Raw genomic sequence first — 21,587 nt, forward strand, 5'->3', positions numbered from 1 at the left:
GGATTTCCTGCGTCGGATTTCCTGCGTCGATTTCCTACGTCGAAGAAGAGGTCATGAGCTCCGGCTTCGAGGAGCCCGGAGCCCGGGGAACCTCCACGGGTTTGCGGTAGACGAGCGACAGCAGCGGTCCGGTCATCGCCGTGGTGACCACGGCCATGACGACCATGAGGGAGTACAACCCGGTGTCGAGCAGGCCCAGTTGGAGCCCGACGCCGAGGATGACCAGTTCGGTCAGGCCCCGGGTGTTCATCAGCACACCGAGTGCGGTGGAGGGCCGTGGTGGCAGTCCCTGGCTGCGGGCCCCGAGGTAGGTCCCGCCGAATTTGCCGGCCACCGCGACCAGCAGGATTACGCCCAGTTCGGCCAGGTCCGCGGCGCGCAGCGAGCCGAGGTCCACCTTGAGGCCGGCCACCACGAAGTAGACGGGCAGCAGCAGGGTGGTGACCTGTGCCGTGCGGTCGTGGATCTCGGTCCGCAGGGCGAGGGTCTTCTCGCGGGGCATGACCGTGCCGAACAGGAAGGCGCCGAAGATGAAGTGCATGCCCATGGCCTCGGTCGCCGCGCCGGACAGCATGACGCCGATGAAGACCAGGGCCAGATGCCAGGGGGCGAAGGCGACGGCCTTGCCGTCCTTGACGAACAGCGCACGCAGCGCCGGTCGTACGAGGTACATCATCGCGACCAGGTAGGGCAGGGCGAGCATCGCCCTCCAGTGCTCGCCGCCACCGCCGACCGTCGCCTGGATGCCCGCGAGGGCGCTCCAGGCGACGACGTCCACGGAGGCCGCCGTGGCGAGGGCGATCCCGCCGACCGCGGTCTTGCTGAGACCGCGTTCGGTGAGGATCCTGGCCAGCACGGGGAACGCCGTCACCGAGACCGAGAGCCCCACGAACACCACGAACGCGGCGGTGTTGGTGACCTCGTGGGTGCGCATCAGATAGACGGCGAGCCCGATGCCCAGCATGAACGGCGCGACGGTGGAGCCGAGGATCGCACCGCCGGTGACCCGGCTGCGGCCCCTCAGGGTGGAGCCTTCGAGCTCCAGGCCGACGGCGAACATGAACAGAGCGACGCCGACGTCCGCCATGGCCGTGAGCATCGGGCGGACGGCGTCGGGGAAGAGCAGTTCGGAGATCGCTCCGTTGAAGAGTGTGGGGCCCAGAAGTACGCCCGCAACGATCTCCCCGACCACAGCCGGCTGATTGACCCGGGTCGCGAGGTGTCCGAGACCGCGTGCCAAGAAGAGGATCAACCCGAGATCGACGAAGAGTAGTTGCACCTGGTGGCTGCTCATGGGCGAGGCGTGCCTCTCATCCTTCTTCCGGAGGTGGTGGTCAGCCCTGTGCGGAGGCCGATTCGTCGCTCGGACCGACGAGGTCGTCGAGCGTGAGGGTGAGCATCGGGTGCTTTCCGCTGAGACCGGAGATCAGCTGCACGAAGTTGGCGGACGGGGTGCGCTCGCGGTCGGGGTCGACCATCTCCGTGGCGAGGCTGTGGTAGAACTCCTTGTACTTCGAGCGGTCGTAGAAGCGTTCGACGAAGGTGCGGATCTCGTCGAAGAAGGCGCGGTACGCCGTGACGTAGCGCTTGAGCGCCTGCTCCTCGATCTCCGGGTGCTGGATGATCTGGTCGACGATCCGCGCCAGGGTGCTGCCGGCCAGCGTCGCGAGCGCGACACCGGTGGAGAACAGCGGGTCCACGAAGGCGGCGGAGTCACCGACGCACACCCAGCCGTTGCCGGTGAAGCTGTTGCTCGTGTACGACCAGTCGCGCGCGGTGCGCCAGCCCGCGGCCTGGTTGGAGCTGGCGAGCATCTTCTTGAGCTTGGTGGACTTGTCCACCTCTTCCCAGAACAGGTCCTGGAGGGAGCGGCCCTCCTTGTTGGCCTCCTCGGAGCGCGTCACGTAGCCGACGCTGATGGTGCCCTTGTCGATCGGTATCGCCCAGAACCAGCCCTCGTCGAGGCCTTCGATGAGGATGTTGGTGTACTCGTCGCCGGGCAGGCGCTCGCAGTTGTCGAAGTACGTCCAGACCGCGACGTTGCGCAGTTCCTCGTGCCAGGTGACGTCCGCGTACTTGCGGCTGAGCAGGCGTGCCTGGCCCGAGGCGTCGATGACGAGCTTCGCCCGTGCCTCGTGCATGCCGTCCGCGCCCCGCAGCGTGTACCGGACCCCGGTGACGCGTCCGTCGGTCTCGATGGGCTCCTTGACGGTGGCCTCTTCGAGGATGAAGGCGCCCAGCTCGCGGGCCCGGTCCAGGATCAGCGAGTCCATGTCGGCACGCCGGGTGTGGTACGCGTACTCGTGGGCGGTGCCCTCGATGAAGGAGAAGTTCCACGGCACCTGTGCGTTGCCCCAGACCAGGGTGCCGCCGTACTTGCGTTCAAAGCCGCGGGCGTCCATGCGCTCGGTCAGGCCGAGTTCCTGCATGGGCCGCATGAAGGCGGGGATCAGTGACTCTCCGACGTGATAGCGGGGGAACCGGTCGCGGTCGAGCAGGAGGACGCGGTGGCCGCGCTTGGCGAGAAGTCCCGCCGTGGTGGAGCCGGCCGGACCGCCGCCGATGACGATGGCGTCGAATTCTTCCGGTACCCCGAAGAGAGTGGACGACATTAAGTTTCCTCTCCTTGCATGAACGAACGCTGCACCGCCTTGCGCGGAGCGCGCATGGGCATTCCTCAAAGTGTGAAGCCGGGGCCATGAACGTCTTCTGGAGTATTTCTGGATGTCCTTTTCGGACACGACTCCAGTGGCTTCCGACCATCCGCGGGAAGGCGCATATGCATGCCCGGCAACCCCCTGAACTGCCGTTTGGAAGCCGGGAGAACCGCCGCGCAGCACGCTCGCGGGCGCTGGGCGGCGACAGATTTTCACCGGTGCGGACTTCTTGTCCGGAATTTCATTCTTTTCGTCCCCGGAAATCCTGCCGTGCCCACCAAGTGTGGGACAGCGGCGCTGCCCGCGTCATCTCCCGTGTTGCTCTGAAGGACATCAACTAGACCGGTTGGCCGTGCTCCACCACTGGGGGTTCTCGCGGTACCAGGCGACTGTTTCCGCGAGTCCCTCGTCGAAGGGGACCTCGGGTTCGAAGCCGAGTTCTTCGCGGAGTTTGGACCCGTCCAGGGAGTACCGCCGGTCGTGCCCCTTCCGGTCGGGCGTCCGGCGCACCTGGTCCTGCGTTGCGCCGCACAGGGCCAGCAGACGTTCGGTGACCGCGCAGTTGGTCAGCGGCGTTCCTCCGCCGACGTTGTAGGTCTCGCCGCCCCGGCCCTTGGTGAGGATGAGCTGGAGGGCGCGGCAGTGGTCCGCCACGTGCATCCACTCGCGTACGTTCCTCCCGTCGCCGTACAGCGGCACGGACCGGCCCGCGAGCAGCCGGGTGGTGAAGAGCGGGATGAGCTTCTCCACGTGCTGGTGGGGCCCGTAGTTGTTGGAGCAGCGGCTCACCGACACGTCCAGGCCGTGGCTGTGCCAGTACGAGCCGACGAGCAGGTCGCTGCCGGCCTTGGTCGCGGCGTACGGCGAACTGGGGTCCAGTGCCCACCCCTCCGTCCACGAGCCCTCGTCGATCGACCCGTAGACCTCGTCCGTGGAGACGTGCAGGACTCGGGGCACCTCCGCGCGCAGGCACGCCTCCATCAGGGTCTGCGTGCCGGCCACATTCGTCCGCACGAATTCGGCGGGTGCTTCGAGCGAGCGGTCCACGTGCGACTCGGCGGCGAAGTGGACGACGGCGTCCTGTCCCGGCAGCAGTGCCAGGAGCGTCGCGGCGTCGCAGACATCGCCCTGTACGAAGGTGAGCCGAGGGTGGTCCAGGGGCAGGTTGGCCCGGTTGGCCGCGTAGGTCATCAGGTCCAGGACCGTGACGTGGGCGTCCTCGTAGCCCGCGTAGGCGCCGTCGAGCACTGCCCGTACGTAACACGATCCGATGAAGCCCGCCCCGCCCGTCACCAGGATTCTCATGGGGTCCGCCTCATCGGCTCGTCAGCATGTGCACGCTCGCGTGGTCGCCGACCATCAGCCGGTGGTGCCGGCCGCTGACCCCCGCGGACGCGATCTGGGCGGCTCTGCCGATGACCGAACCGTGCAGGTCCTCGACGTCGCTGATCGACGCCGCCTCCAGGACGATCGAGTAGGACACGCCTGCTCCGCTCAGCGTGCAGTGGTCGCCGACCGTGGTGTCCGGTCCCACGCAGCTGTCCTTGATGACGACGCCCCGGCCGATGCTCACGGGGCCGGTGATGCGCGAGTTGGTCACGCTGCTGCCCTCGCCGATCTCCACCGGTCCCACGAGCAGGCTGGCCCCGTCGACCCGGCCCTGCACCGAGGTGGTCAGGGAACGCAACAGTTCACGGTTGCACTCCAGTACGTCGTCGACCGTGCCCATGTCCCGCCAGTAGCCCTCGTAGCAAGAGGCCCGCACCTCGTGCCCCTGGGTGATCAGCCACTGGACCGCGTCGGTGATCTCCAGTTCGCCGCGTGCGCTGGGCGTGATCGCCGCGACCGCGTCGTGCACTTGTGGGGAGAAGACGTAGACGCCGATGAGCGCCAGGTCGCTGACGGGGCGGACGGGCTTCTCCACCACCCGCCGCACCCGTCGGCCCTCGCCCAGTTCGGCCACGCCGAAGGCCCTCGGGTCGGCCACGGACTGGACCGCGAGCTGGGCCGGGGCCCCTCCGGCACGGAAGTCGTCCACGACCGGCGCGATGCCCTGCGGCAGCATGTTGTCGCCGAGGTACATCACGAAGTCCGCGTCGCCCAGGAAGTCCCGGGCGACGACCACGCAGTGGGCCAGGCCCCGGGGAGCGTCCTGGTGGAGGTAGGTGATCCGCAGCCCGAGCGCGGAGCCGTCCCCGAGCGTCTCGGCCATGTCGGCGGCGTGTCCCCCGACGACGATGCCCACCTCGCTGATCCCCTGGGCCCGGATGTCCTCGAGGATGTGGACGAGTACGGGCTTGTTGGCGACCGGGATGAGCTGCTTGGGCATCGTGTGGCTGAAGGGCCGCAGTCGGGTGCCGGTGCCGCCGGCCAGGACGAGCGCCTTCACGACTCGACCCTCGTGGTCGGCTCCTGCTGCTCTGCGGGCCGGGCGTCCGAGGAGGCCGGGTCCGGTGGCACCGGCGCGGCCGCCCGCCCGCCGGGCCTGCCGTAGACGAGGCGGCGCATCAGCGCGTCCAACGGCCCGCGCAGGCCTGCCCGTTCCAGTACGACGGCCACGACGAGCACCGTGAGCCACGCGCCGATGCCGATGGCGGCCGCCCCGGTGGCCTCGATGCGGTCCCCGACGCCGAAGGCGACGCGTGCGAGGACCAGTGCCAGGAGGGAGGACTGGAGCAGATAGCACGTCAGCGACCGTCGGCCCACGGCCGCCAGGGCTGACGCCACCGCTCCCGGAGAGCGCCCCCGGTCCTGGAGCCGGGCGGCGAACAGCCCGAACGCGGCCGCGTAGGCGAGCCCGCCCGCGAAGCCGGTGATCACGTGCAGGGCGGTCATCGCCCCCTGGGCCAGGTCGCCCGCCTGCCAGGCACCGGCGCCGATCAGCGCCAGCGGTACGCCACCGGCCACCGAGACGGTCCCGCCGATCAGGACGGTGCGGCCGAGTACGGCGCGGTGGCGGGCCGGGTCGTCGAGGTAGCGCCTGCGCGCGGCCACGGCGCCGACCAGGATGGCGGCGGGGATGGGCCACGCCAGCAGGATGTGCAGCGAGGCGAGGGGCGCCTGGGACAGCCGTTCGACGACCGCGGCCCCGTAGTCCTGGGCCCAGACCGTCCCTCGGGGGTGCTCGCCGCTGCCACTGGCCTCCAGGGCGGTCGCCACCGCCATCAGGACCGTCAGGACGGTCGCCGCGACGGCAGTGATCACCACCCCCTTGTGCAGGGCCCGGTCGCTGCGGACGAACAGCCAGCCGAGGGCCAGCGCCGCGACACCGTAGGGCGCGAGGATGTCGGCCGGAAAGATCAGGACGAAGTGCACGAAGCCGAAGAGGAAGAGGAACACCCCGCGCCTGCGCAGCAGTCGGGCGGCGGCGGGCGCCGTGGTCCCGGCCGCCCGCTGGCGCATGACCAGCATCGCCATGCCGTAGCCGAACAGGGCGGCGAACATCGGGTACGCCCGGTTGTCGACCAGATCCAAGCTGAGGAAGGTGATCGTGCGGTCGAGGGCGTCGCCGCCCGTCGGGTGCGTCACCACGCCCGGGGCGCTGGTCGTCACGTACATCGGTGCGTGGGCCAGGGCGATGAGGAGCAGCATGAATCCCCGCGCGATGTCGGGTGCGGGAGAGCGCTCCGTGGCGGTCGCCTCTCGTCGTGCGATCGACGGACTCACCGTGTGGCGCGTCGACATGCCGGCCTCCTTCGTTGATGTCCTGCGGGTCCGGCCGGGCCGCCCCGTGCCGTCCGGCGGTGGTGTCCGGTCACCGGGTCCGCTCCCGGCACAGGGCGTAGTCGGGCAGCAGACCCGCTGCCTTCGCCTCGGCGAGCGTCGGCGCGGCGAGGTCGCGCGGCGACATGACCGGGTCGGCGCCCGCGGGGATCGGCAGGGCGAGCTCGGGATCGAGGGCGGAGAGGGCCAGTTCGTGCTCGGCCACGTATCCGCTCGTCAGCATGTAGGACATGACGGTGTCCTCCTCCAGTGCGACGAAGGCGTGCCCCACCCCGACCGGGAAGTACACGGCCCGGAAGTCGACCGGGTCGAGCCGCACGGCGTCCCACCTGCCGAACGTCGGTGAGCCGACCCGGATGTCGACCACGATGTCCAGGGCCGCGCCCCGGGCGCAGTAGACGTACTTCTCGGTCCCGGGGGGTGTCACGGTGTAGTGCACACCGCGCACCACTCCCCGGCGGGACCTGCTGTGGTTGGTCTGCGCCGTGCGGAAGCGCCGGTGCCCGACGGCCTTCTCGAAGGCCTCCTCCTGGAACGGCGAGACGAAGAGTCCGCGCTCGTCGGGGAAGATCCGCGGAGTGAACTCCACTGCTCCCTCGACGGCGAGTTCACGTATTTCCATGGCTCCTCCTGAACGGGTCCACTGGCGTGGGCGGGTGTCGGCGGTGCGCTACAACGTCGCCAGCACCTCGCGCAGCGCGCCGATCACCCGGTCCTGGGTGGCGGGAGACAGCGAGGGGTACATCGGCAGCGAGAAGATCTGTTCCGCGAGGGTCTCCGTCACGGGCAACGCCCCGGCCCGCAGGCCGAGATGGCGGAAGCCGGTCATGGTGTGGACGGGCCACGGGTAGCTGATGTTGAGCTCGATGCCGTGCTCCCGCAGCGCCCGCAGGATCGCGTCCCGCTCCGGGTGCCGTACCACGTAGACGTAGTAGACGTGTTCGTTGCCCGGTGCGACGGCGGGCAGGACGAGGCCGGTGCCGGCCAGGCCCTCGGCGTAGCGTGCGGCGATCGCCCGCCGGGCGGCGATGTAGCCGTCGAGCCGGGGCAGTTTCCGGCGCAGGATCTCCGCCTGCACCTCGTCGAGGCGGGCGTTGTGCCCCGGCGTCTCCACGACGTAGTAGCGCTCCTCCATGCCGTAGTAGCGCAGCCGGCGCATCCGGTCGGCGTGCTCGGCCTCGCGGAAGAGGGTGGCGCCTGCGTCGCCGTAGGCACCCAGCACCTTGGTCGGGTAGAAGGAGAAGGCCGCGGCGTCCCCGGTGGTCCCGGCCAGGACGCCGTCGCGGGTGGCACCGTGGGCCTGGGCGCAGTCCTCCAGCAGGCTCAGCCCGTGGATGTGCGCCAGCTCCCGCAGCGGCTCCACGTCCACGCACTGTCCGTACAGGTGGACGGGCAGCAGGCAGCGCGTGCGGTCGGTCAGTACGGCTTCGACCTGTGCGGTGTCCATGAGGTACGTGTCGGGGTGGACGTCGACGAAGACCGGGACGGCGCCCAGGGCGTCGATGGCCACGACGGTCGGCGCGGCCGTGTTCGACACGGTGACGACTTCGTCGCCGCGTCCGACGCCGAGGGCCTGGAGCCCGATCTTGATGGCGTTGGTGCCGTTGTCGACGCTGACGCAGTGCCGCACGCCGTGGTAGTCCGCGAACTCCCGCTCGAACCCCAGCATGCTGTCGCCCAGCACGAGGCGGCCGGAGCCGAAGACGGTGTCGACGGCGTCGAGGATGTCCTTGCGCTCCGCCGCGTACTCGTCCAGGTAGCCCCATACTCGGGTGGTCATGGACGCCACGCTCCTTCCTTCACACCGAGGAAGAGGCCCCGGCCCGACGGGACACCTTCGACGTACTGGGTGGTGAACCCCGCTGCGCGCAGGGTCTGTTCGTACAGGTCGCGCGGGAAGAGCCGGTGGACGTAGGACTCGACGAAGTGCCGGGCGCCCCGGGCGTCGGCGACGACGTAGTGGACGTCCATGTGGGAGGCGCCGTCCTCCAGCCGGGTGTGGGACACCCGGCTGATCGTGCGGTGGTCGGGCGTGAGGACGTCGGCGGCGACGTAGCCGTCGAGGAAGGTCTCGGGGAACCACCAGGGTTCGACGACGACCACGCCGCCGGGGCGCAGGTGGCGGGCGAAGCAGCGCAGGGTGCCGGCGAGTTCCTCGGCGCTCTGGTGCGCCACCGCGGCGAACAGGCAGACGACGGCGTCGAAGGTCCGGCCGACGTCGAAGGCGCGCATGTCCCCCTGGTGGAGCGGGATGCCGGGCATCCGGTCGCGGGCGACCTCCAGCATGGCCTCGGACAGCTCGACGCCTTCGACGTGCTCGAAGAGCCCGTCGAAGTGGCGCAGGTGCCCTCCGGTACCGCAGGCGACGTCGAGCAGCGACGCCGCTTCGGGCAGCCGTGCGCGGATCTCCTCGGTCACGTGCTTGGCCTCGGCCGGGTAGTCCTTGCCGCGCAAGGTGTACACGTGGTCGTAGATCTCGGCGAACTCCGGTCCGTACACGGCTCTCCCCCTCAGTTCGATGGCGTACGGGTCTGGGCCAGGGCGGCGACGGTCCGCTCCAGGGCCGTGTGCAGCGGGGTCCGGGGCCGCCATCCCGTGACCGACCGGAACGGCGAGGAATCGATGGTGACGCTCCGGAAGTCGGTGGCCGGCGCGTCCTTGGGCGGCGCGGTGGAGACCACCGGCACCGGCGGCTTCCCCAGCCGGTCGGCCACCAGGCGGGACACCGTGCGGCAGACGGCGCCGAGGGGGTCGCCCCGGCCCGCGCCGAGCAGCCAGTGGTTGCCGGACAGCTCGTCCGGGTGGTCGGCTGCCGCCGTGAACGCCTCGGCGATGTCGTCGACGTGCACCAGGTCCCGCGCGACCGTGCCGTCGTGCCACAGCGTGAGCGGCTCCCCGGCCAGGGCGCGGCGGATCATGAAGGCCACCACGCCGCGATCCGGGGCGTGCTCCCCGACGTGCCCGAAGACGGTCGGCAGCCGCAGGCTGACCCCCCGCATCACGCTGTCGGCCGTGGCCTCCTTCAACAGGCGTTCGGCCGCCAGCTTGTGGCGGTCGTACGCGGTCTCCGGGCGGTCGGGCTCGCTGCCGTCGACGGGGCGGTCCGGCGGCAGGCCGATCTGGGAGGCGGCGCCCGCGTACAGGACCAGCGGGCCCGGCCCGTCGCGCCGGCGATCGCTCAGGGCCTCGCACAGCATCTCCATGACCCCCACGTTGACGGCCCGGCTGGCGGGGTCGCTCTCGGCGGCCCGCCAGCCGCCGCTGTGCGTGACCAGGTGGATCACCACGTCCGCTCCGGCGACGGCGTCGGCGACCTGTCCGGCGCGGGTGAGGTCGGCGGTGCGCACCTGCGTGCGCGCGGCTCCCGTGGCGGGGACGTGGCTCGTGCGCCGCGCCACCGCCCTGAGCAGGACGGGCCGACGGGCGAACGCCGCCAGGACCGCCGATCCGACGAATCCGGATGCTCCGAGTACGGTCACCACCGGTAACGCGCCCGGTTCGCGCTCCTGCGAGGTCATGTCCGCGTGGCTCCTTGTCCGGGCGTCGGCACCGGCACGGCCGGGGCGCGGAGTGCGTGCAGGCAGGCCAGGAGGCTCCGGGCCTGCATGTTGACGTAGTGGCTGTGGCGCAGCAGTGCGGAGAGCTGGGCCGGTGTCATCCAGCGGAAGTCCGGGTGGTCGGGCCGCTGGTCGGTCTCGACGAGGAGGTGGCGGCTGCGGGTGCGGAAGAGCCGGCCGCCCTCGTCGGACAGGGTGACGTCGAGGAGGATCCGGTCCGCCGGGGCCTTCAGCACGTCGTCCAGGAACAAGGGGCGTGCGGCGGGCGGCAGTTGGTCGTAGTTGCGTTCCGTGCACTGGACCGTGGGGCCGAGTTCGACCACGTCCACGAATCCCGGCTCGACCCGCTGGTGCACCAGGACGTGGAGCTCGCCGTCGAAGCGGGTGGTGAGGAAGGCGACGACGCCGGTGCCGTGCGCGGCGATCATCGGTTGGGCCCACTCCCGCACCTCACGGCCGGACGCCCGGACGCGTACCCCGATGACGTCGAAGAACCGGCCGCTCTCGTGGGTGATCGCGGTGGGCCCGCGACGCCATCCCTCGAGTTCCGCGAGGGGTACCTGTTCGGTGCGCACCTCGATCTCGCTGCGCGCGGCGGTGAGCCAGCTCCGTATCTGTGCGGTCGTGACGGGTCCGCGGGGCACTCCCGTGCGCGTGATGGTGCGCGTGATGTTGCGCGTGCTGTGCTGTGCGTCGGCCACCGGCAGACAGGCCAGTACGCTGCGCAGGTCCATGCCGACCAGGTCGTCGATCCTCAGCAGCCCGAGCACTTCGGCGACGGGCAGCCAGCGGAAGCCCTCGGTCGCCGCGATGTCCTCATGGGTCTCCACGATCATGTTGCGGTTGCGCTTGCGCAGGAACCACGAGGCCTGCTCGGACTGCCGCACGTCGACGATCACGCGGTCGGCAGGGGCGTTCTGGAAGTACGCGAGATAGGGAACGGATTTCCCGCGGTGCACTCCGGTGAAGTTGCTCCGCGTCGCCTGCACGGTGGGCGAAAGCTGAATTCCGTTGATGTTTCCGGGTTCGGCCTTGGCCTGGACGAGGCAGTGCAGAACACCGTCGGTCCACCGGACGAGAATTCCGAGTATCCCCGTTTCGGGCTGATTGATGATGGGCTGGTCCCAACAGGGGACGGCGCCTCGAGAATGACTCGTACGGAGCCCTTCGACCGAGAAGAAACGTCCGCTGCGGTGGGTCAGCGCCGGCGCGTCGGGCCCGCAGTCCCACCCCTGTACGGAGTCCAGCGGGACCCGCTCCACCTGGGCGTACCCGGTCTTTCGGGCGGCCTCGAACCAGCGACGGAAGCCTTCTGGAACGTACGGCGAATCGGCGAGTAATTCCTTCATCGGCAACTCTCGGACTAGGTTGGCCTCCAGGCGACACTTTCGCTGGCAATTCATTTTCTCCCAGCGTGCCGCCCGTGGCGTCTCCCAGATTGCTCATCACACTCGCCGCGGGATGAGAAATTCAGAGCTCTGGCAATGTCAGGCCTTCTCGCCGATGAGGTGCTGGCAGTGGCTGTCGAACACCCACTGCTCCCACTCGTCCATGGACCAGCCGCGTTCGGTGACCAGGAGGTGGAAGAGCTCGGGGCCGAGCAGCACGTACGAGATGTCGACGGCGCGGTCCACTCCGAGCCCCTCCCGCAGCGCGCCCTTGCTCTCCAGCGACTCGACGAAGCGCCGCTGGACGACCAGCCGCTGGCTCTTGTTCGCCTCCCACAGCTCGGCCCCGTCGCCGCTGGTCGCCGCGGCGTTGCGCAGCACCTCCAGCAGCGGACCGACGCGTTCGAGGACGACGCGGGTCAAGTGCACCTGGAGCCGCAGCTGCTGACGCGGGTCCTCCGCCTCCAGCGCTTCGATCACCTGGGGGCGCTCCAGGGTCGGTACGGGGTTCTCGTCGCCCGCGATGTGGACGTCGATGAGCTCCTTCAGGATCCGCTGCTTGTTCCCGAACGAGAAGTAGATCGTCTGTACGGCGACGCCGGCCTTGCCGGCGATGGACTCGATGGTGGTCCCGCCGTACCCGTGCTCGACGAAGAGAGCCATCGCGGCCTCCAGCATCCGGTTGCGGGTCTGCTGCGCCTTCAGGCGGCGGCCGGGATTTTCCTTCGCCATTCTGGATCACTTCCTACTCACTGCTACGGCGTCTCGGGCCTGCTGAACGTATCGGTGTCCGTACGCCCGGCAGGCCTGGGCCAAGTATGACTGCCGCTCCCGTCAGCCGGGCACGCAGCCGTGCCGTACCGGCAGGTGCGGGCAGGTGCGCGAGCGCCCGTGCCGGTCAGGGGGCGGCCGCCGCCGGTCCGTCGTACGCCGGGTGGGCCGGGGAGCGGCGGGCGGCGATCAGTGCGCGGACCACCCGGTCGGGCCGGAGCACCGCCGGGGGCCTGGCCAGCAGGTGCTGCAGGTCGAGCATGACCCGGTGTGCGGGGACCGACACATGACTGGCCATCATCACCTGCCGCACATAGCGGTTCAGGAGGTCGGTGCCGAACCCCTTGGCGCCGACCGTTTCGGGATACATGAAGTCGCTGCTCGTGGACATCTGCCAGGGGATGTCGATCACGCGGGCCGCCGCCCGGTAGAAGCGGCGCGCCATGGCCTCGTCGGCCTTGCCGTGCCGGTCGAGGCAGCGGCCCAGTTCCACCGCCTCCAGCGTGGCCACGGTCATGCCCTGGCCGTAGAGGGGATTGAAACTGCAGATCGCATCGCCGAGGGCCACGTATCCGGCGGGGAGCTTGTCCAGCTTCTCGAACCACCGGCGCCTGGCCGCCGGATACAGGAAGCGCTCCGCGTTCTCCTCGCTCACCGGTTTGGTCCGGGCGAGCAGGTCGGCGACGTGCCGGTCGGGCAGGTCGTCGGCGAAGGCGGCGAAGCCCTCGGGGTCCACCGGTGCGTGCGAGCGGTGCCAGCCGCCCAGGGTGACCATCCAGCGGTTCCCCTCGACGGCGAACACCGCGGCGGCACGCTTGTCGTGCGGCGGCACCGCCGACATCAGGTAGAGCAGCGCGTCGTCGTGCAGTTCCCCGCCCTGCCGGTGCATGACACGTGTGGTGTATCCGACGTCGATCTTGACGGTCGTGGTCCTGGGCGCCGGGCAGTCGAGCAGCTCCAGCCATCGCTCCGTCCGTCCGGCGCTGCGTCCGGTGGCGTCGACGACGAGCTCCGCGCCGAGCCTGCGGCCGTCGTCCAGGTCGACCCCGAGCACCCTGCCGGACACGCCGAACAGCCCGCTCACGGCGGTACGGTCGAGGATGCGGACGTTGGGCAGCGCGGCGACCCTGCGCCGGACCGCGTGCTCCAGGTAGGCACGGGTGAGGCTGATGCCGAGCCGGCCGCTGCGGAACCTGACGCGCAGCGCCCCCATCTGATGGAAGAGCAGGTCCTGGCCCGGGTCGAAGGGAACGGCCCCGCCGGCTATCAGCTCCTCGGTGAGACCGGGGAAGAACTCCTCCAGCTGCTTGCGGCCGCTGATGAGCAGGGCGTGGGCATGGGGGCTCTGGGGCACGCCCTTCCGGTCGTACGGACCGTCGGGCAGAGCGTCCCTGTCGACGACGGTCACCGAGGTGAATCTGCGGGAGAGCGCCCGGGCCGCGACCAGTCCCCCGATCGAGCCCCCGACAATCACTGCGTGTCCGCCGACCACACCCACGTGCCCTCCTCATAAAGACAGCAATTGCGGTGCGGACCGCACCGTCGTGCCATTCTCGAGGGGGCCGGGATTCATGTCTTCTCCAAGATTGCTCAACCGGCCCGAGAGGCCTGCCTTCAGGAAAAGAGCTCAGGAAGTTTGGCACCGATAGTGGCGCGCTCCCTGTCGAACACCTGCGTCTGCGAAGGCGATTTCAGCACCAGATCCACGTCGACCGTGGAGCCCGCTGCGACATAGAAGGGCCCTGCGCTCGCAATCGCAATGGGCCGTTTCCCGCCACCGGTCCTCCGGGAAACCGCCTGAAGGTACCAGACGCCCTCGGGAACGAAGTCGATGTTCCAGAACCCTTTTCCGTTGCAGATGCGACGGCATCGCGACGGGTGCTCATTCCGGGTGAGCGGAGGAATCGCCGCGACAAAAACGGGTTCGTCGTCCTGCCCGTCGCTCCGGCGGAGCCGCCCGCAAAAGGATCCGTACGCGAACGGTGCGTCGTCCGTCCGGCCGGCCGTGAATTCGATGGCCGTCTGCCCGAGCAGTGCCAGCCGACGAAATCGCCCCGGTGACACACCGACGCTCTTGGTGAAACGTGTCGTAAAGCTGCCGAGGCTGGAATAGCCCACCTGAACGGAAATATCCGCGACCCGGTCCGAGGTGCAGAGCAACTTGCGCTTCGCCACCTCCTGCCGCACGGCGGAGAGGAATCGGGCCGGCGGCAGGCCGGTCTCCTGGTGGAAAAGCCGTGACATGTGAAAGGAACTCAACCGGGCCGTATCAGCAAGCACATGCAGAGAAAGATCTTCGTCGTACCGGTCACGCATGACCTCGACGACGCTCTCGATTTCCGACCGCATCAGCACTCCCCCGCGAAGTGGACGATCCCGACTCAGAGCAACCAGAGCACTTGACTCGTCAACGTAGTCTACATCTAGAGTACCACTTGAGATAGAGACTCTAGAGAGGGACTTGACATGACGACCGTCCGGATCACTCGCTTCAGGACCGAGCCCGCCAACGAGCAGGCGATGATCGAGAAGCGGGCCGTGCTGATCGCCGCCGTCCGGGAGTCGTACCCCGGTCTCACCGAGGCCCGCCTGGGCCGCTTGGACGACGGCAGCTGGGTCGACCACTGGTACTGGGAGAGCGCGGAGCACATGCAGAAGGCCCTCGCCGCGGCGCCCACGATCACGGAGGCGCACGCCGCCTTCGCCCTGACGACCGACTCGACGGCGGAGTCGGCGGAGATCGTCTCCGTGATCTGACCGCGCGGCCGAAGCACCACACGCACTCCCAGGGCCCCTGCTCGTACACGGCACCGGAATCCGGTTGCCGCCCGCGAGCAGGGGCCCTTTTCGCGTGCCCGGACGTACGTCACCGCCGGCCGGCCAGCCGAATTCCCGGCGCCCTCGTCCCGCCGGAGAAACCGCAAGAACGAAGAAGACAAGGGTGCACGCCGTCTGTAATTCTCCTGAAGACGTCGACCACCACCGGACAAAGGACACACCGAAGAGAATCCCGCACCGGCTCCCCACAGCCGTTGGATTCGTCCCGGAACACTCCACAACCGGCTGGCCGTACGGTGGCAAGTTGGCCGACCGTGCTTTGCTTCCGCCGTATCACGTCCCGAAAAATCTGCGATTCACCACCCAATGAACCGCGAGGTCTACGCGTGACACACGGACGTTTCGCCAGTGAAACCCTCACAGAGGGAAGCAGTATGGAGCACATTATCCGATGTGCCGTGAGAACGATACGCGAGCGATATCACGAACCTCTCACGCTCGACGAATTAGCCCACACCGCAATGGTCAGCAAATTTCACTTCCTGCGCACGTTCCGGCGTATTACGGGCGTCACGCCCGGCCGTTTCCTGAGCGCCGTGCGACTCCACGAGGCGAAGATCCTGCTGGCGTCCACCTCGCTGAACGTGAGCGACATAGGAGCACAGGTCGGATACAGCAGCACCGGCAGCTTCACACGCCGTTTCAGCGAGTCGGTGGGGTGTCCTCCCACGCAGTACCGACGCAGCTTTCCCGCAACCCCGCAGCCCGATTCCTGTGGAATCCCGATCGCACCGAAAGACACGCGGGCGGAGCGCAAGCCCTCGATCTCGGGCATCGTCAGGAATCCGTACGGCACGGACTCCATCATTCACATCGGCGTGTTCGAAAGCCCCATCCTGGAACGCTCTCCCGCCGCCCGCGCGACGATCGCGCGCTCCGGCAGGTTCCACATCACCGATGTCCCGCAGGGGACCTGGTACGTGCACGCGGTGACCGAGGAGGCCCACCCGCACGGCACAGCGGCGGGCGGTCCTCTGCTCGTCGGTACGGCGGGGCCCGTCACCGTCGGGCCGGAGGGCTGCCCGACGGTCCAGATGACGCTCCGCCCGCTCGGCTGGGCCAACCCGCCGATCCTCTTCACGCTGTCGGCCGGGTCGAGGGCCCTCGCCTGCTGACCGGCAGGGGCCGGCCCCCGGCAGCCCCCGCTCGCATCGGGCGTCAGAAGCTGTGGCGTCAGAAGCTGTACGGACCGAAGCGCCCCCAGGCGACGAAGGCGGCCAGGGCCAGCAGCACGACGTTGAGCCCGATGGCGGAGCCCTCCTTGCGGCGCGCGTGGACGACAGCCGCTCCCGCCATCGTGACGGCCAGCCCGGTGGCGGCGAGCGGCACGAGGACGGGGGCGATGTCGACCAGCGGGGGCAGCACGAGCCCGATGGCGGCGAGCACCTCGACCGCTCCGAGCGCCTTCACCACGCCCGACGAGAAGTCGCCGACCCACGGCATGCCGCCGCTCGCCAGCTCCTCCTTGGGCTTGGCGACCTTCATCAGGCCGACGAGGGCGAACGCGAGGGCGAGAACTCCCGCAACGATCCACAGGGCGACGTTCATGGTGTGACTTCCTTTGCTTTCCGAGAGGTGATCAGGGGTAAAACACCCGGGCGCCGGCAGCGCCCGGGAGACAGAAGGGGATCTTCAACCCGTCGACCTGGCAGCTGACGCGTAGTCATGTGGCCTACGTGGCAAGGAAGTTGACGCACAACCGGTGCGATCGGCCTGCGCCTGCCGGCCGATCGCACCGGCTTGCACACGCCGCGGTCATCCGCTCCCCGGGACCGGCGGCAGGCTCCTCACACCTTCCCGTCGATGGGGGCGCGGACGAAGGCGTAGGCGCGGTCCCCGACCCTGCGCCCCATGTCCCAGGACACCTCGACGGCCGCCACCACGGACGAGCCGGACGGGTACTCCGGGTGGTCAGGGGTGTTCAGGCAGCTCGGCCACGGGTCGGCGGGTATCCGTACGGTGCGGTGGTCGCGCGCCAGAGGGCCGAGGACTGCGGCAGGAGTGCGGCGTACATGCAGTAGGTGGTGTACATCAGCGCGATGTTGCGGTGCTTGGTGGTCGCCCGCTCGCTTACCGGACGGTGTCCGAGGCCCCCGTGGATGCCGGTCGCGGTCGGCGGCCGGGGCCGACTGTGCCGCCGGGCCCAGGGCATCGGCCGCGAGAAATCCGGCGCCTCCGGCAATTCCGAACAGCACCTGACGGCGCGGTGCCGTTTTTCTTCGTAAGCCTTTTCCTTGACTCATGTGAATCTCCTGAGTTGCCGCGGACGTCGGACGTACCGCTGTACTGCTGTACCGCCGTACTGCGCGACGACCTTCACGGGCGAGGCTCGGGATGTCTTCGCTTCCCTTGCTCAGGGCAGGCTGACAGTCGCCTTCCGGGATTTCCGCCCACGCCCGAATAACCGCGACCGAATATCTCCCTCCGCACCTCGCGCGTACGGATATTCCGGCTGCCGAGAGGGGGCGCGGGCGGCGAGGGGGCCGCCCGCACCCCCCTCGGGGCAGGCACTCGCCCACTCACAAGAGGGAGACACTAGAGCCATCATATAGTAACGTCTCCCCTCGCCGCAGGGGGCGGCGGCTGCACCACGCCCACGAGATGGACGTAGACCACGGACGAATTGACACCGTCGAGCGCCAGCGCCTCGTTCACGGTGTCGTCGTAGAACCCGCCGAGCCCTACCGAGGACTTGCCCAGCCACGTCGCGACGAGTGCCAGGTTCTGTGCGAGGTGGCCGCTCTCCTGCAGGACGAGACGATAGGAGCGCAGCCCGTAATGGAGACGCTGGAACGTCAGGTCCGCCACCGTGAAGATCCACAGCGGGCAGTCGTCGACGTGCAGGTTCCCGCCCGCCTTGGGCGGAAAGCTCACCCTGGGGTCCGTGGCGGGCGCCATCCGCATCAGATCGGCGCAGATGTCCCGGTCGCCGAGCTGTTCCAGGGCGTGGCCCTGCGGGTCGTACAGGTACGTCCCGCGCGGCAGCCCGGCGACGTCATGGCAGTAGAGCAGGACGCGCAAGGGGTAGCGCGTACCGCCACTGGGGTAGGGCCGCACCGGGTACGCCTCGTCCGCCCCCGGCATGGTCTTCTGCGCGGTGACGCCCGCCGCGTGGTGGAGCAGCGTGCCGAGTTCGCCGAGCGTGACCGGGCCGCCGTAGTAGCCGTACGCACTGCGTCGTTCGAGGAGCACCTGCTCGAACGGCAGGACGTCCGGGCCGGACGGAACGTGCCGCTCCAGTTCGATCCGCGCCAGCACCGGCCCGAGCTCCTGGCGTCCCACGTCCCTGGCGCCCGGCATGTCGGGGCGCTGGTCCATCAGCCGGGCGCCGAAGTACTTGCCGTACTCGTGGGTCAGCCGGTCGACCGCGGCCGGGGAGTCGGCGAAGTAGGGCTCGCGCGGCCCCGGCGAGACGAGGTCCATCGACACCAGCCAGGCCGCGTACGCCTCGTCGAGGGCGTCGAGGCCGAGCTGGCCGAAGAGCCGCCGGGCGAAGGCCCGCAGCACCTCGCCGGGAGGCAGCTCCAGCTCGCCCGCCTCCCGCAGCAGCCCCAACGGGGCCAGCAGCGCGCATTGTTGCTGGTACCACGCCCCCGTCGTGGTCGTGGGCCTGGCGGTCTCCTCGCGGGTGACGGCGTGCCGACGTCGCCACTCCGCCTCGTTGCGGAAGTGGTCCTGCTCGGCCCGGCCGCGGGCGTCCGCCACGTCCACGGTGCCGGCCAGCACGGACGCGTGGCCGCGCAGCCATGCGACGGCGGCGCGCGGCTCGGGCTCCGCCGCCAGGGCCGAGGCGAGCAGCAGTGCGGCGGCGGCGCGCAGCCTCTTCTCCCGCGAGGGCGCAGCCCGGATCACCTCGACGGCGACGCGCGTGGCAGCCCCGAAGTGCGGTGCGCAGAGCGCGAGTCCGGCGGCCCCGCCGAAGGGGGCCGCGTCCGGCTCGTAGGGGAACTCGGAGGACTCCGGGACCCGGCCTTCGGCGTCCGCGGCCGCGCGCACCGCCTCGGCAAGATCTGCCGCGCACTTCTCGTCCGTACTGAGGAGGTGTACGCACAGTCGGCCGCCGTCGAGGGCCGTGCGCTCGGGGAACCAGCCCGTCAGGTCGCCGGCGGCGGTCCGGGCGGCCGCCCAGGGGGCAACGACGGTGAGGAGCAGGCGTTCGGCACGCCCCGCCTCCTCACCGAGGTCCTTGCCGACGCCCACGTCGTCGTTCTTGTCGATGTCCTTGTCGAGGGCTATGTGCAGAGAACGCCAGGAAGTCGGTGCATTCTCCGGTCCGCGAATTCCGGCCACGGTTGTCATTCCGTCATCCATCCCTGGTGCACAGATACACGCGCAATGGATCGATTGCGCATCGGAATGGGTGACGATAGCCCCGTCCGCGACGGCACCACAAGGGCTCCGGACCTTCGACGAGAAAAGCAATCTGGGATATTCCCGCAAGAGTTCCGTCATGCAAAACTGCCCGTCAGGGCACATGGGGGGTGATGTTTCCTCGAAAAGGCCCGGGCTCGATTTCCGGAAGGTTTGCACTCGCCGAGTCCGGCGGCGATGAACGTGGCAGAAGACATCTTCCCTGGCTCTCCAGGAGAGGGCCCGGAACACCAGCTCGGGGAGAAACGCGGACATGAAGTCGATCAAAGTAATCATCGTCGGCGGAGGGATCGGCGGGCTCGCTCTCGCCGTCGCCCTGCGCGAGCGGGGCATCAGCTCCGAAGTGTTCGAGCGGGCGGGCGATTTCGGCAACACCGGCTCCGGCATCGAGCTCACACCCAACGGCGTCAAGTCGGTGGACTGCATCAGCCCCCGGCTCGGCGAAGAGGTACGGGCCTCGGGCTGGTCCAGCGAGCGGCACTGCCAGGACATGCCGATCATGTCCTGGGACGGCAAGCTCCTCAAAAGCCGGGAGGTCGCGAACTTCCCCGCGAAGTGGGGTGCGCCGATGATCGGCATCCGCCGTGCCGACCTGCACCGCATCCTGGCCGAGGCGGTGCAGCGGCCGGGCCGGGCCGAGGTGACGGTCCATCACCGGGCCAAGGTGTGCGAGGCGTACAACACGGGCGACACCGCCACCGTGCTGCTGTCCGACGGGCGCAAGGCCACCGGTGACCTGGTGGTCGGCGCGGACGGAGTGCGCTCCACCCTGCGGACGCTCGTCGCGGGTGATGTGCAGCCGCGCTACCTCGGGTTCACTTCGATCCGCGGCATATCCAAGCGGCCTGCCCAGCACGGCGACGGCTTCGTCTTCGTCGGACCGGGCGGGCACTTCTTCGCCGAGGCGTTCAGCGACACCCGGCTCTTCTGGACGGCCACCGTCAACGCCCCCGAACACTCCTGGCCCCGCAAGCCGATGGAGCAGGCCAGGGCGGATCTCCTGCGGCTGTGGGGCGACTGGTCGCCCCCGCTGGCGGAGACGGTCGAGTCCTGCGCCGTGGAGGACATGGTCGTCACCGATGTGCACGACTGTCCGCCCCTCAAGCGCTGGCACACGGGCAGGCTCGTCCTGCTCGGTGACGCCGCGCACCCGATCGGCCCGGTCCTGGGCCAGGGGGCCAACATGGCGCTGGAGGACGTCGCGAGCCTGGCGAGTCTGCTGGCCGAGCACCACGTGCCCGCCGCGCTGCGCCAGTACGGGCGCGTCCGCTCCCAGCGCGCCAACAAGATCGTCCAGCACTCCCGGCTGATCGCCCGGCTGGGGCACACGACCAATCCCCTGGTGGGGCGGGTCCGCGACGCGCTGATCAAGTCCATGAAGCGGCGCGAGGACACCTACCGGGACAAGGAACTCTTCAACTACAACCCGTGAGGTCCTCCGGGAGCCCCCGCACACCCCACCCCGACCACCCGCTCTGCGACCACGGAGGAAGACCATGACCAACCTCGCCGACTACGTGTTCCACAACGTGCCCGCCCAGCTGACTCCGCTCCAGGAGTTCCTCGACCCCTTCACCCGCGGCGAACTGGCCGAGATCCAGCCGGCTGCGGGCGGCCACTTCCTCGACGTCGGCGCCGGGGGCGGCTCGGTGACGCGGATGCTGTCGGAGCTCGCGGGCGAGTCCGGCCGTGTCGATGCGGTCGACCAGGACACGCACATGGTGCCCGAGGGCCCCAACATCACGATTCACACGCAGGACCTCAGCTCGGGCGAGCCGTTGGCGGCGCAGGGCCCGTTCGATCTCGTCCACGGCCGGCTGCTGACCCATCACCTGGAGAACCGGGTGGAGTTCGTGCACAGGCTGGCCGGTTCGCTGAAGCCGGGGGGCTGGCTGCTGCTGGGCGAGTTCGTCCGCTCGGCCCCCAAGGTGGTGTCCGCGCCGAGCGAGCACCACGCCGCCGTCTTCCAGCGGGTGCTGGACGGTCTGTACGACGTGATGACGGCCCGTCACACGCACGGCGGCTGGGGGCACGAGGTCCACCGGACCATGCTCGACGCGGGCCTCACCGAGGTGCGCACCCGCTGGCACTACGAGAGCTGGACGGGTGGCGGCTACGGCTGCCGGCTGTTCGAGAACAACGTCAGCCAGAAGCGCGACGCCATGATCGAGGCAGGCTTCGACGCGGCCGACATCGACCTGTTCCTCAAGGACCTGATGCACAACCCCGACATGGTCGTGCGCAGCCACGAGTTCGTCTCCATCCGCGGCCGGCGGGCCTGA

General features: G+C 69.4%; 20 protein-coding genes. 4 read left to right on the top strand and 16 right to left on the bottom strand.

What is annotated here, in order from left to right; genetic code table 11:
• Nucleotides 1-34: 34 nt before the first annotated feature.
• From IE269_RS38755 to IE269_RS38815, 13 genes are all read right to left on the bottom strand, one after another.
• Nucleotides 35-1,294 carry a cation:proton antiporter domain-containing protein gene (locus IE269_RS38755; RefSeq protein ID WP_189828030.1) on the bottom strand — a complete coding sequence of 420 codons (1,260 nt, stop codon included), beginning with the start codon at nucleotides 1,292-1,294 and terminating at the stop codon, nucleotides 35-37.
• A 40-nt stretch (nucleotides 1,295-1,334) separates the two neighbouring features.
• Nucleotides 1,335-2,612, bottom strand: a complete 1,278-nt coding sequence (locus IE269_RS38760) for an NAD(P)/FAD-dependent oxidoreductase (protein WP_189828031.1) — start codon at nucleotides 2,610-2,612, stop codon at nucleotides 1,335-1,337.
• 378 nt (nucleotides 2,613-2,990) lie between these two features.
• On the bottom strand, nucleotides 2,991-3,962 hold the full coding sequence (rfbB, locus tag IE269_RS38765; protein ID WP_189828032.1) for a dTDP-glucose 4,6-dehydratase: 972 nt from the start codon (nucleotides 3,960-3,962) through the stop codon (nucleotides 2,991-2,993).
• A 10-nt stretch (nucleotides 3,963-3,972) separates the two neighbouring features.
• On the bottom strand, nucleotides 3,973-5,046 hold the full coding sequence (locus IE269_RS38770; protein WP_189828033.1) for a glucose-1-phosphate thymidylyltransferase: 1,074 nt from the start codon (nucleotides 5,044-5,046) through the stop codon (nucleotides 3,973-3,975).
• On the bottom strand, nucleotides 5,043-6,341 hold the full coding sequence (locus IE269_RS38775; RefSeq protein ID WP_189828034.1) for a DUF418 domain-containing protein: 1,299 nt from the start codon (nucleotides 6,339-6,341) through the stop codon (nucleotides 5,043-5,045). The genes IE269_RS38770 and IE269_RS38775 overlap by 4 nt, the downstream gene beginning before the upstream one ends.
• Nucleotides 6,342-6,411: 70 nt before the next feature.
• Nucleotides 6,412-7,002, bottom strand: a complete 591-nt coding sequence (locus IE269_RS38780; protein WP_189828035.1) for a dTDP-4-dehydrorhamnose 3,5-epimerase family protein — start codon at nucleotides 7,000-7,002, stop codon at nucleotides 6,412-6,414.
• A 48-nt stretch (nucleotides 7,003-7,050) separates the two neighbouring features.
• Nucleotides 7,051-8,160, bottom strand: a complete 1,110-nt coding sequence (locus IE269_RS38785) for a DegT/DnrJ/EryC1/StrS family aminotransferase (RefSeq protein WP_189828036.1) — start codon at nucleotides 8,158-8,160, stop codon at nucleotides 7,051-7,053.
• On the bottom strand, nucleotides 8,157-8,879 hold the full coding sequence (locus IE269_RS38790; RefSeq protein WP_189828037.1) for a class I SAM-dependent DNA methyltransferase: 723 nt from the start codon (nucleotides 8,877-8,879) through the stop codon (nucleotides 8,157-8,159). Before IE269_RS38790 ends, IE269_RS38785 begins: the two co-directional genes overlap by 4 nt.
• Nucleotides 8,880-8,890: 11 nt before the next feature.
• Nucleotides 8,891-9,898 (bottom strand): NAD-dependent epimerase/dehydratase family protein, encoded by a 1,008-nt coding sequence (locus IE269_RS38795; RefSeq protein ID WP_189828038.1) that lies wholly within the window; start codon nucleotides 9,896-9,898, stop codon nucleotides 8,891-8,893.
• Nucleotides 9,895-11,286 (bottom strand): NDP-hexose 2,3-dehydratase family protein, encoded by a 1,392-nt coding sequence (locus IE269_RS38800; protein WP_189828039.1) that lies wholly within the window; start codon nucleotides 11,284-11,286, stop codon nucleotides 9,895-9,897. Before IE269_RS38800 ends, IE269_RS38795 begins: the two co-directional genes overlap by 4 nt.
• A 138-nt stretch (nucleotides 11,287-11,424) precedes the next feature.
• Complete coding sequence (locus tag IE269_RS38805) at nucleotides 11,425-12,057, bottom strand: TetR/AcrR family transcriptional regulator (RefSeq protein ID WP_189828040.1); 633 nt, start codon at nucleotides 12,055-12,057, stop codon at nucleotides 11,425-11,427.
• 166 nt (nucleotides 12,058-12,223) lie between these two features.
• Nucleotides 12,224-13,588, bottom strand: a complete 1,365-nt coding sequence (locus IE269_RS38810; protein WP_189828041.1) for an FAD-dependent monooxygenase — start codon at nucleotides 13,586-13,588, stop codon at nucleotides 12,224-12,226.
• A gap of 122 nt (nucleotides 13,589-13,710) precedes the next feature.
• Nucleotides 13,711-14,445, bottom strand: a complete 735-nt coding sequence (locus tag IE269_RS38815) for a helix-turn-helix domain-containing protein (protein ID WP_189828042.1) — start codon at nucleotides 14,443-14,445, stop codon at nucleotides 13,711-13,713.
• A 117-nt stretch (nucleotides 14,446-14,562) separates the two neighbouring features.
• On the opposite strand from IE269_RS38815, the gene IE269_RS38820 reads away from it, so the two are divergent.
• The gene (locus IE269_RS38820; protein ID WP_189828043.1) at nucleotides 14,563-14,853 is read left to right on the top strand and encodes an antibiotic biosynthesis monooxygenase; all 291 of its coding nucleotides are present in this window, start codon (nucleotides 14,563-14,565) and stop codon (nucleotides 14,851-14,853) included.
• Between the two features lie 479 nt (nucleotides 14,854-15,332).
• Entirely contained in the window at nucleotides 15,333-16,049 is a 717-nt protein-coding gene (locus tag IE269_RS38825; RefSeq protein ID WP_189828044.1) for a helix-turn-helix domain-containing protein, read from the top strand.
• 58 nt (nucleotides 16,050-16,107) lie between these two features.
• On the opposite strand, the gene IE269_RS38830 is transcribed toward IE269_RS38825, so the two are convergent.
• The 3 genes from IE269_RS38830 to IE269_RS38835 form a co-directional block, all read right to left on the bottom strand.
• Nucleotides 16,108-16,482: a DoxX family protein gene (locus IE269_RS38830; protein ID WP_189828045.1), complete on the bottom strand. Its 375-nt coding sequence runs from the start codon at nucleotides 16,480-16,482 to the stop codon at nucleotides 16,108-16,110.
• 373 nt (nucleotides 16,483-16,855) lie between these two features.
• Nucleotides 16,856-17,086 carry a DUF6851 domain-containing protein gene (locus IE269_RS43905; protein WP_368861153.1) on the bottom strand — a complete coding sequence of 77 codons (231 nt, stop codon included), beginning with the start codon at nucleotides 17,084-17,086 and terminating at the stop codon, nucleotides 16,856-16,858.
• Nucleotides 17,087-17,478: 392 nt separating this feature from the next.
• Complete coding sequence (locus tag IE269_RS38835; RefSeq protein WP_189828046.1) at nucleotides 17,479-19,233, bottom strand: SagB family peptide dehydrogenase; 1,755 nt, start codon at nucleotides 19,231-19,233, stop codon at nucleotides 17,479-17,481.
• A gap of 325 nt (nucleotides 19,234-19,558) precedes the next feature.
• On the opposite strand from IE269_RS38835, the gene IE269_RS38840 reads away from it, so the two are divergent.
• Together IE269_RS38840 and IE269_RS38845 are read left to right on the top strand one after the other, a co-directional pair.
• A complete protein-coding gene (locus IE269_RS38840; RefSeq protein ID WP_189828047.1) occupies nucleotides 19,559-20,737 on the top strand; it encodes an FAD-dependent oxidoreductase in 1,179 nt (392 codons plus the stop codon).
• A gap of 64 nt (nucleotides 20,738-20,801) precedes the next feature.
• Complete coding sequence (locus IE269_RS38845) at nucleotides 20,802-21,587, top strand: class I SAM-dependent methyltransferase (protein WP_189828048.1); 786 nt, start codon at nucleotides 20,802-20,804, stop codon at nucleotides 21,585-21,587.

The sequence above is a fragment of the Streptomyces spiroverticillatus genome, assembly GCA_014650415.1.
Classification (GTDB): domain Bacteria; phylum Actinomycetota; class Actinomycetes; order Streptomycetales; family Streptomycetaceae; genus Streptomyces; species Streptomyces spiroverticillatus.

Excerpts from the sequence above, each read along its gene's own strand:
- IE269_RS38830 (WP_189828045.1), bottom strand. The coding sequence starts at position 16,482 with ATGAACGTCGCCCTGTGGATCGTTGCGGGAGTTCTCGCCCTCGCGTTC.
- IE269_RS38800 (WP_189828039.1), bottom strand. The coding sequence starts at position 11,286 with ATGAAGGAATTACTCGCCGATTCGCCGTACGTTCCAGAAGGCTTCCGT.
- IE269_RS38815 (WP_189828042.1), bottom strand. The coding sequence starts at position 14,445 with ATGCGGTCGGAAATCGAGAGCGTCGTCGAGGTCATGCGTGACCGGTAC.
- IE269_RS38845 (WP_189828048.1), top strand. The coding sequence starts at position 20,802 with ATGACCAACCTCGCCGACTACGTGTTCCACAACGTGCCCGCCCAGCTG.
- IE269_RS38840 (WP_189828047.1), top strand. The coding sequence starts at position 19,559 with ATGAAGTCGATCAAAGTAATCATCGTCGGCGGAGGGATCGGCGGGCTC.
- IE269_RS38760 (WP_189828031.1), bottom strand. The coding sequence starts at position 2,612 with ATGTCGTCCACTCTCTTCGGGGTACCGGAAGAATTCGACGCCATCGTC.
- IE269_RS38820 (WP_189828043.1), top strand. The coding sequence starts at position 14,563 with ATGACGACCGTCCGGATCACTCGCTTCAGGACCGAGCCCGCCAACGAG.
- rfbB (WP_189828032.1), bottom strand. The coding sequence starts at position 3,962 with ATGAGAATCCTGGTGACGGGCGGGGCGGGCTTCATCGGATCGTGTTAC.
- IE269_RS38785 (WP_189828036.1), bottom strand. The coding sequence starts at position 8,160 with ATGACCACCCGAGTATGGGGCTACCTGGACGAGTACGCGGCGGAGCGC.
- IE269_RS38805 (WP_189828040.1), bottom strand. The coding sequence starts at position 12,057 with ATGGCGAAGGAAAATCCCGGCCGCCGCCTGAAGGCGCAGCAGACCCGC.
- IE269_RS38795 (WP_189828038.1), bottom strand. The coding sequence starts at position 9,898 with ATGACCTCGCAGGAGCGCGAACCGGGCGCGTTACCGGTGGTGACCGTA.
- IE269_RS38835 (WP_189828046.1), bottom strand. The coding sequence starts at position 19,233 with ATGACAACCGTGGCCGGAATTCGCGGACCGGAGAATGCACCGACTTCC.
- IE269_RS38775 (WP_189828034.1), bottom strand. The coding sequence starts at position 6,341 with ATGTCGACGCGCCACACGGTGAGTCCGTCGATCGCACGACGAGAGGCG.
- IE269_RS43905 (WP_368861153.1), bottom strand. The coding sequence starts at position 17,086 with ATGCCCTGGGCCCGGCGGCACAGTCGGCCCCGGCCGCCGACCGCGACC.
- IE269_RS38755 (WP_189828030.1), bottom strand. The coding sequence starts at position 1,294 with ATGAGCAGCCACCAGGTGCAACTACTCTTCGTCGATCTCGGGTTGATC.
- IE269_RS38780 (WP_189828035.1), bottom strand. The coding sequence starts at position 7,002 with ATGGAAATACGTGAACTCGCCGTCGAGGGAGCAGTGGAGTTCACTCCG.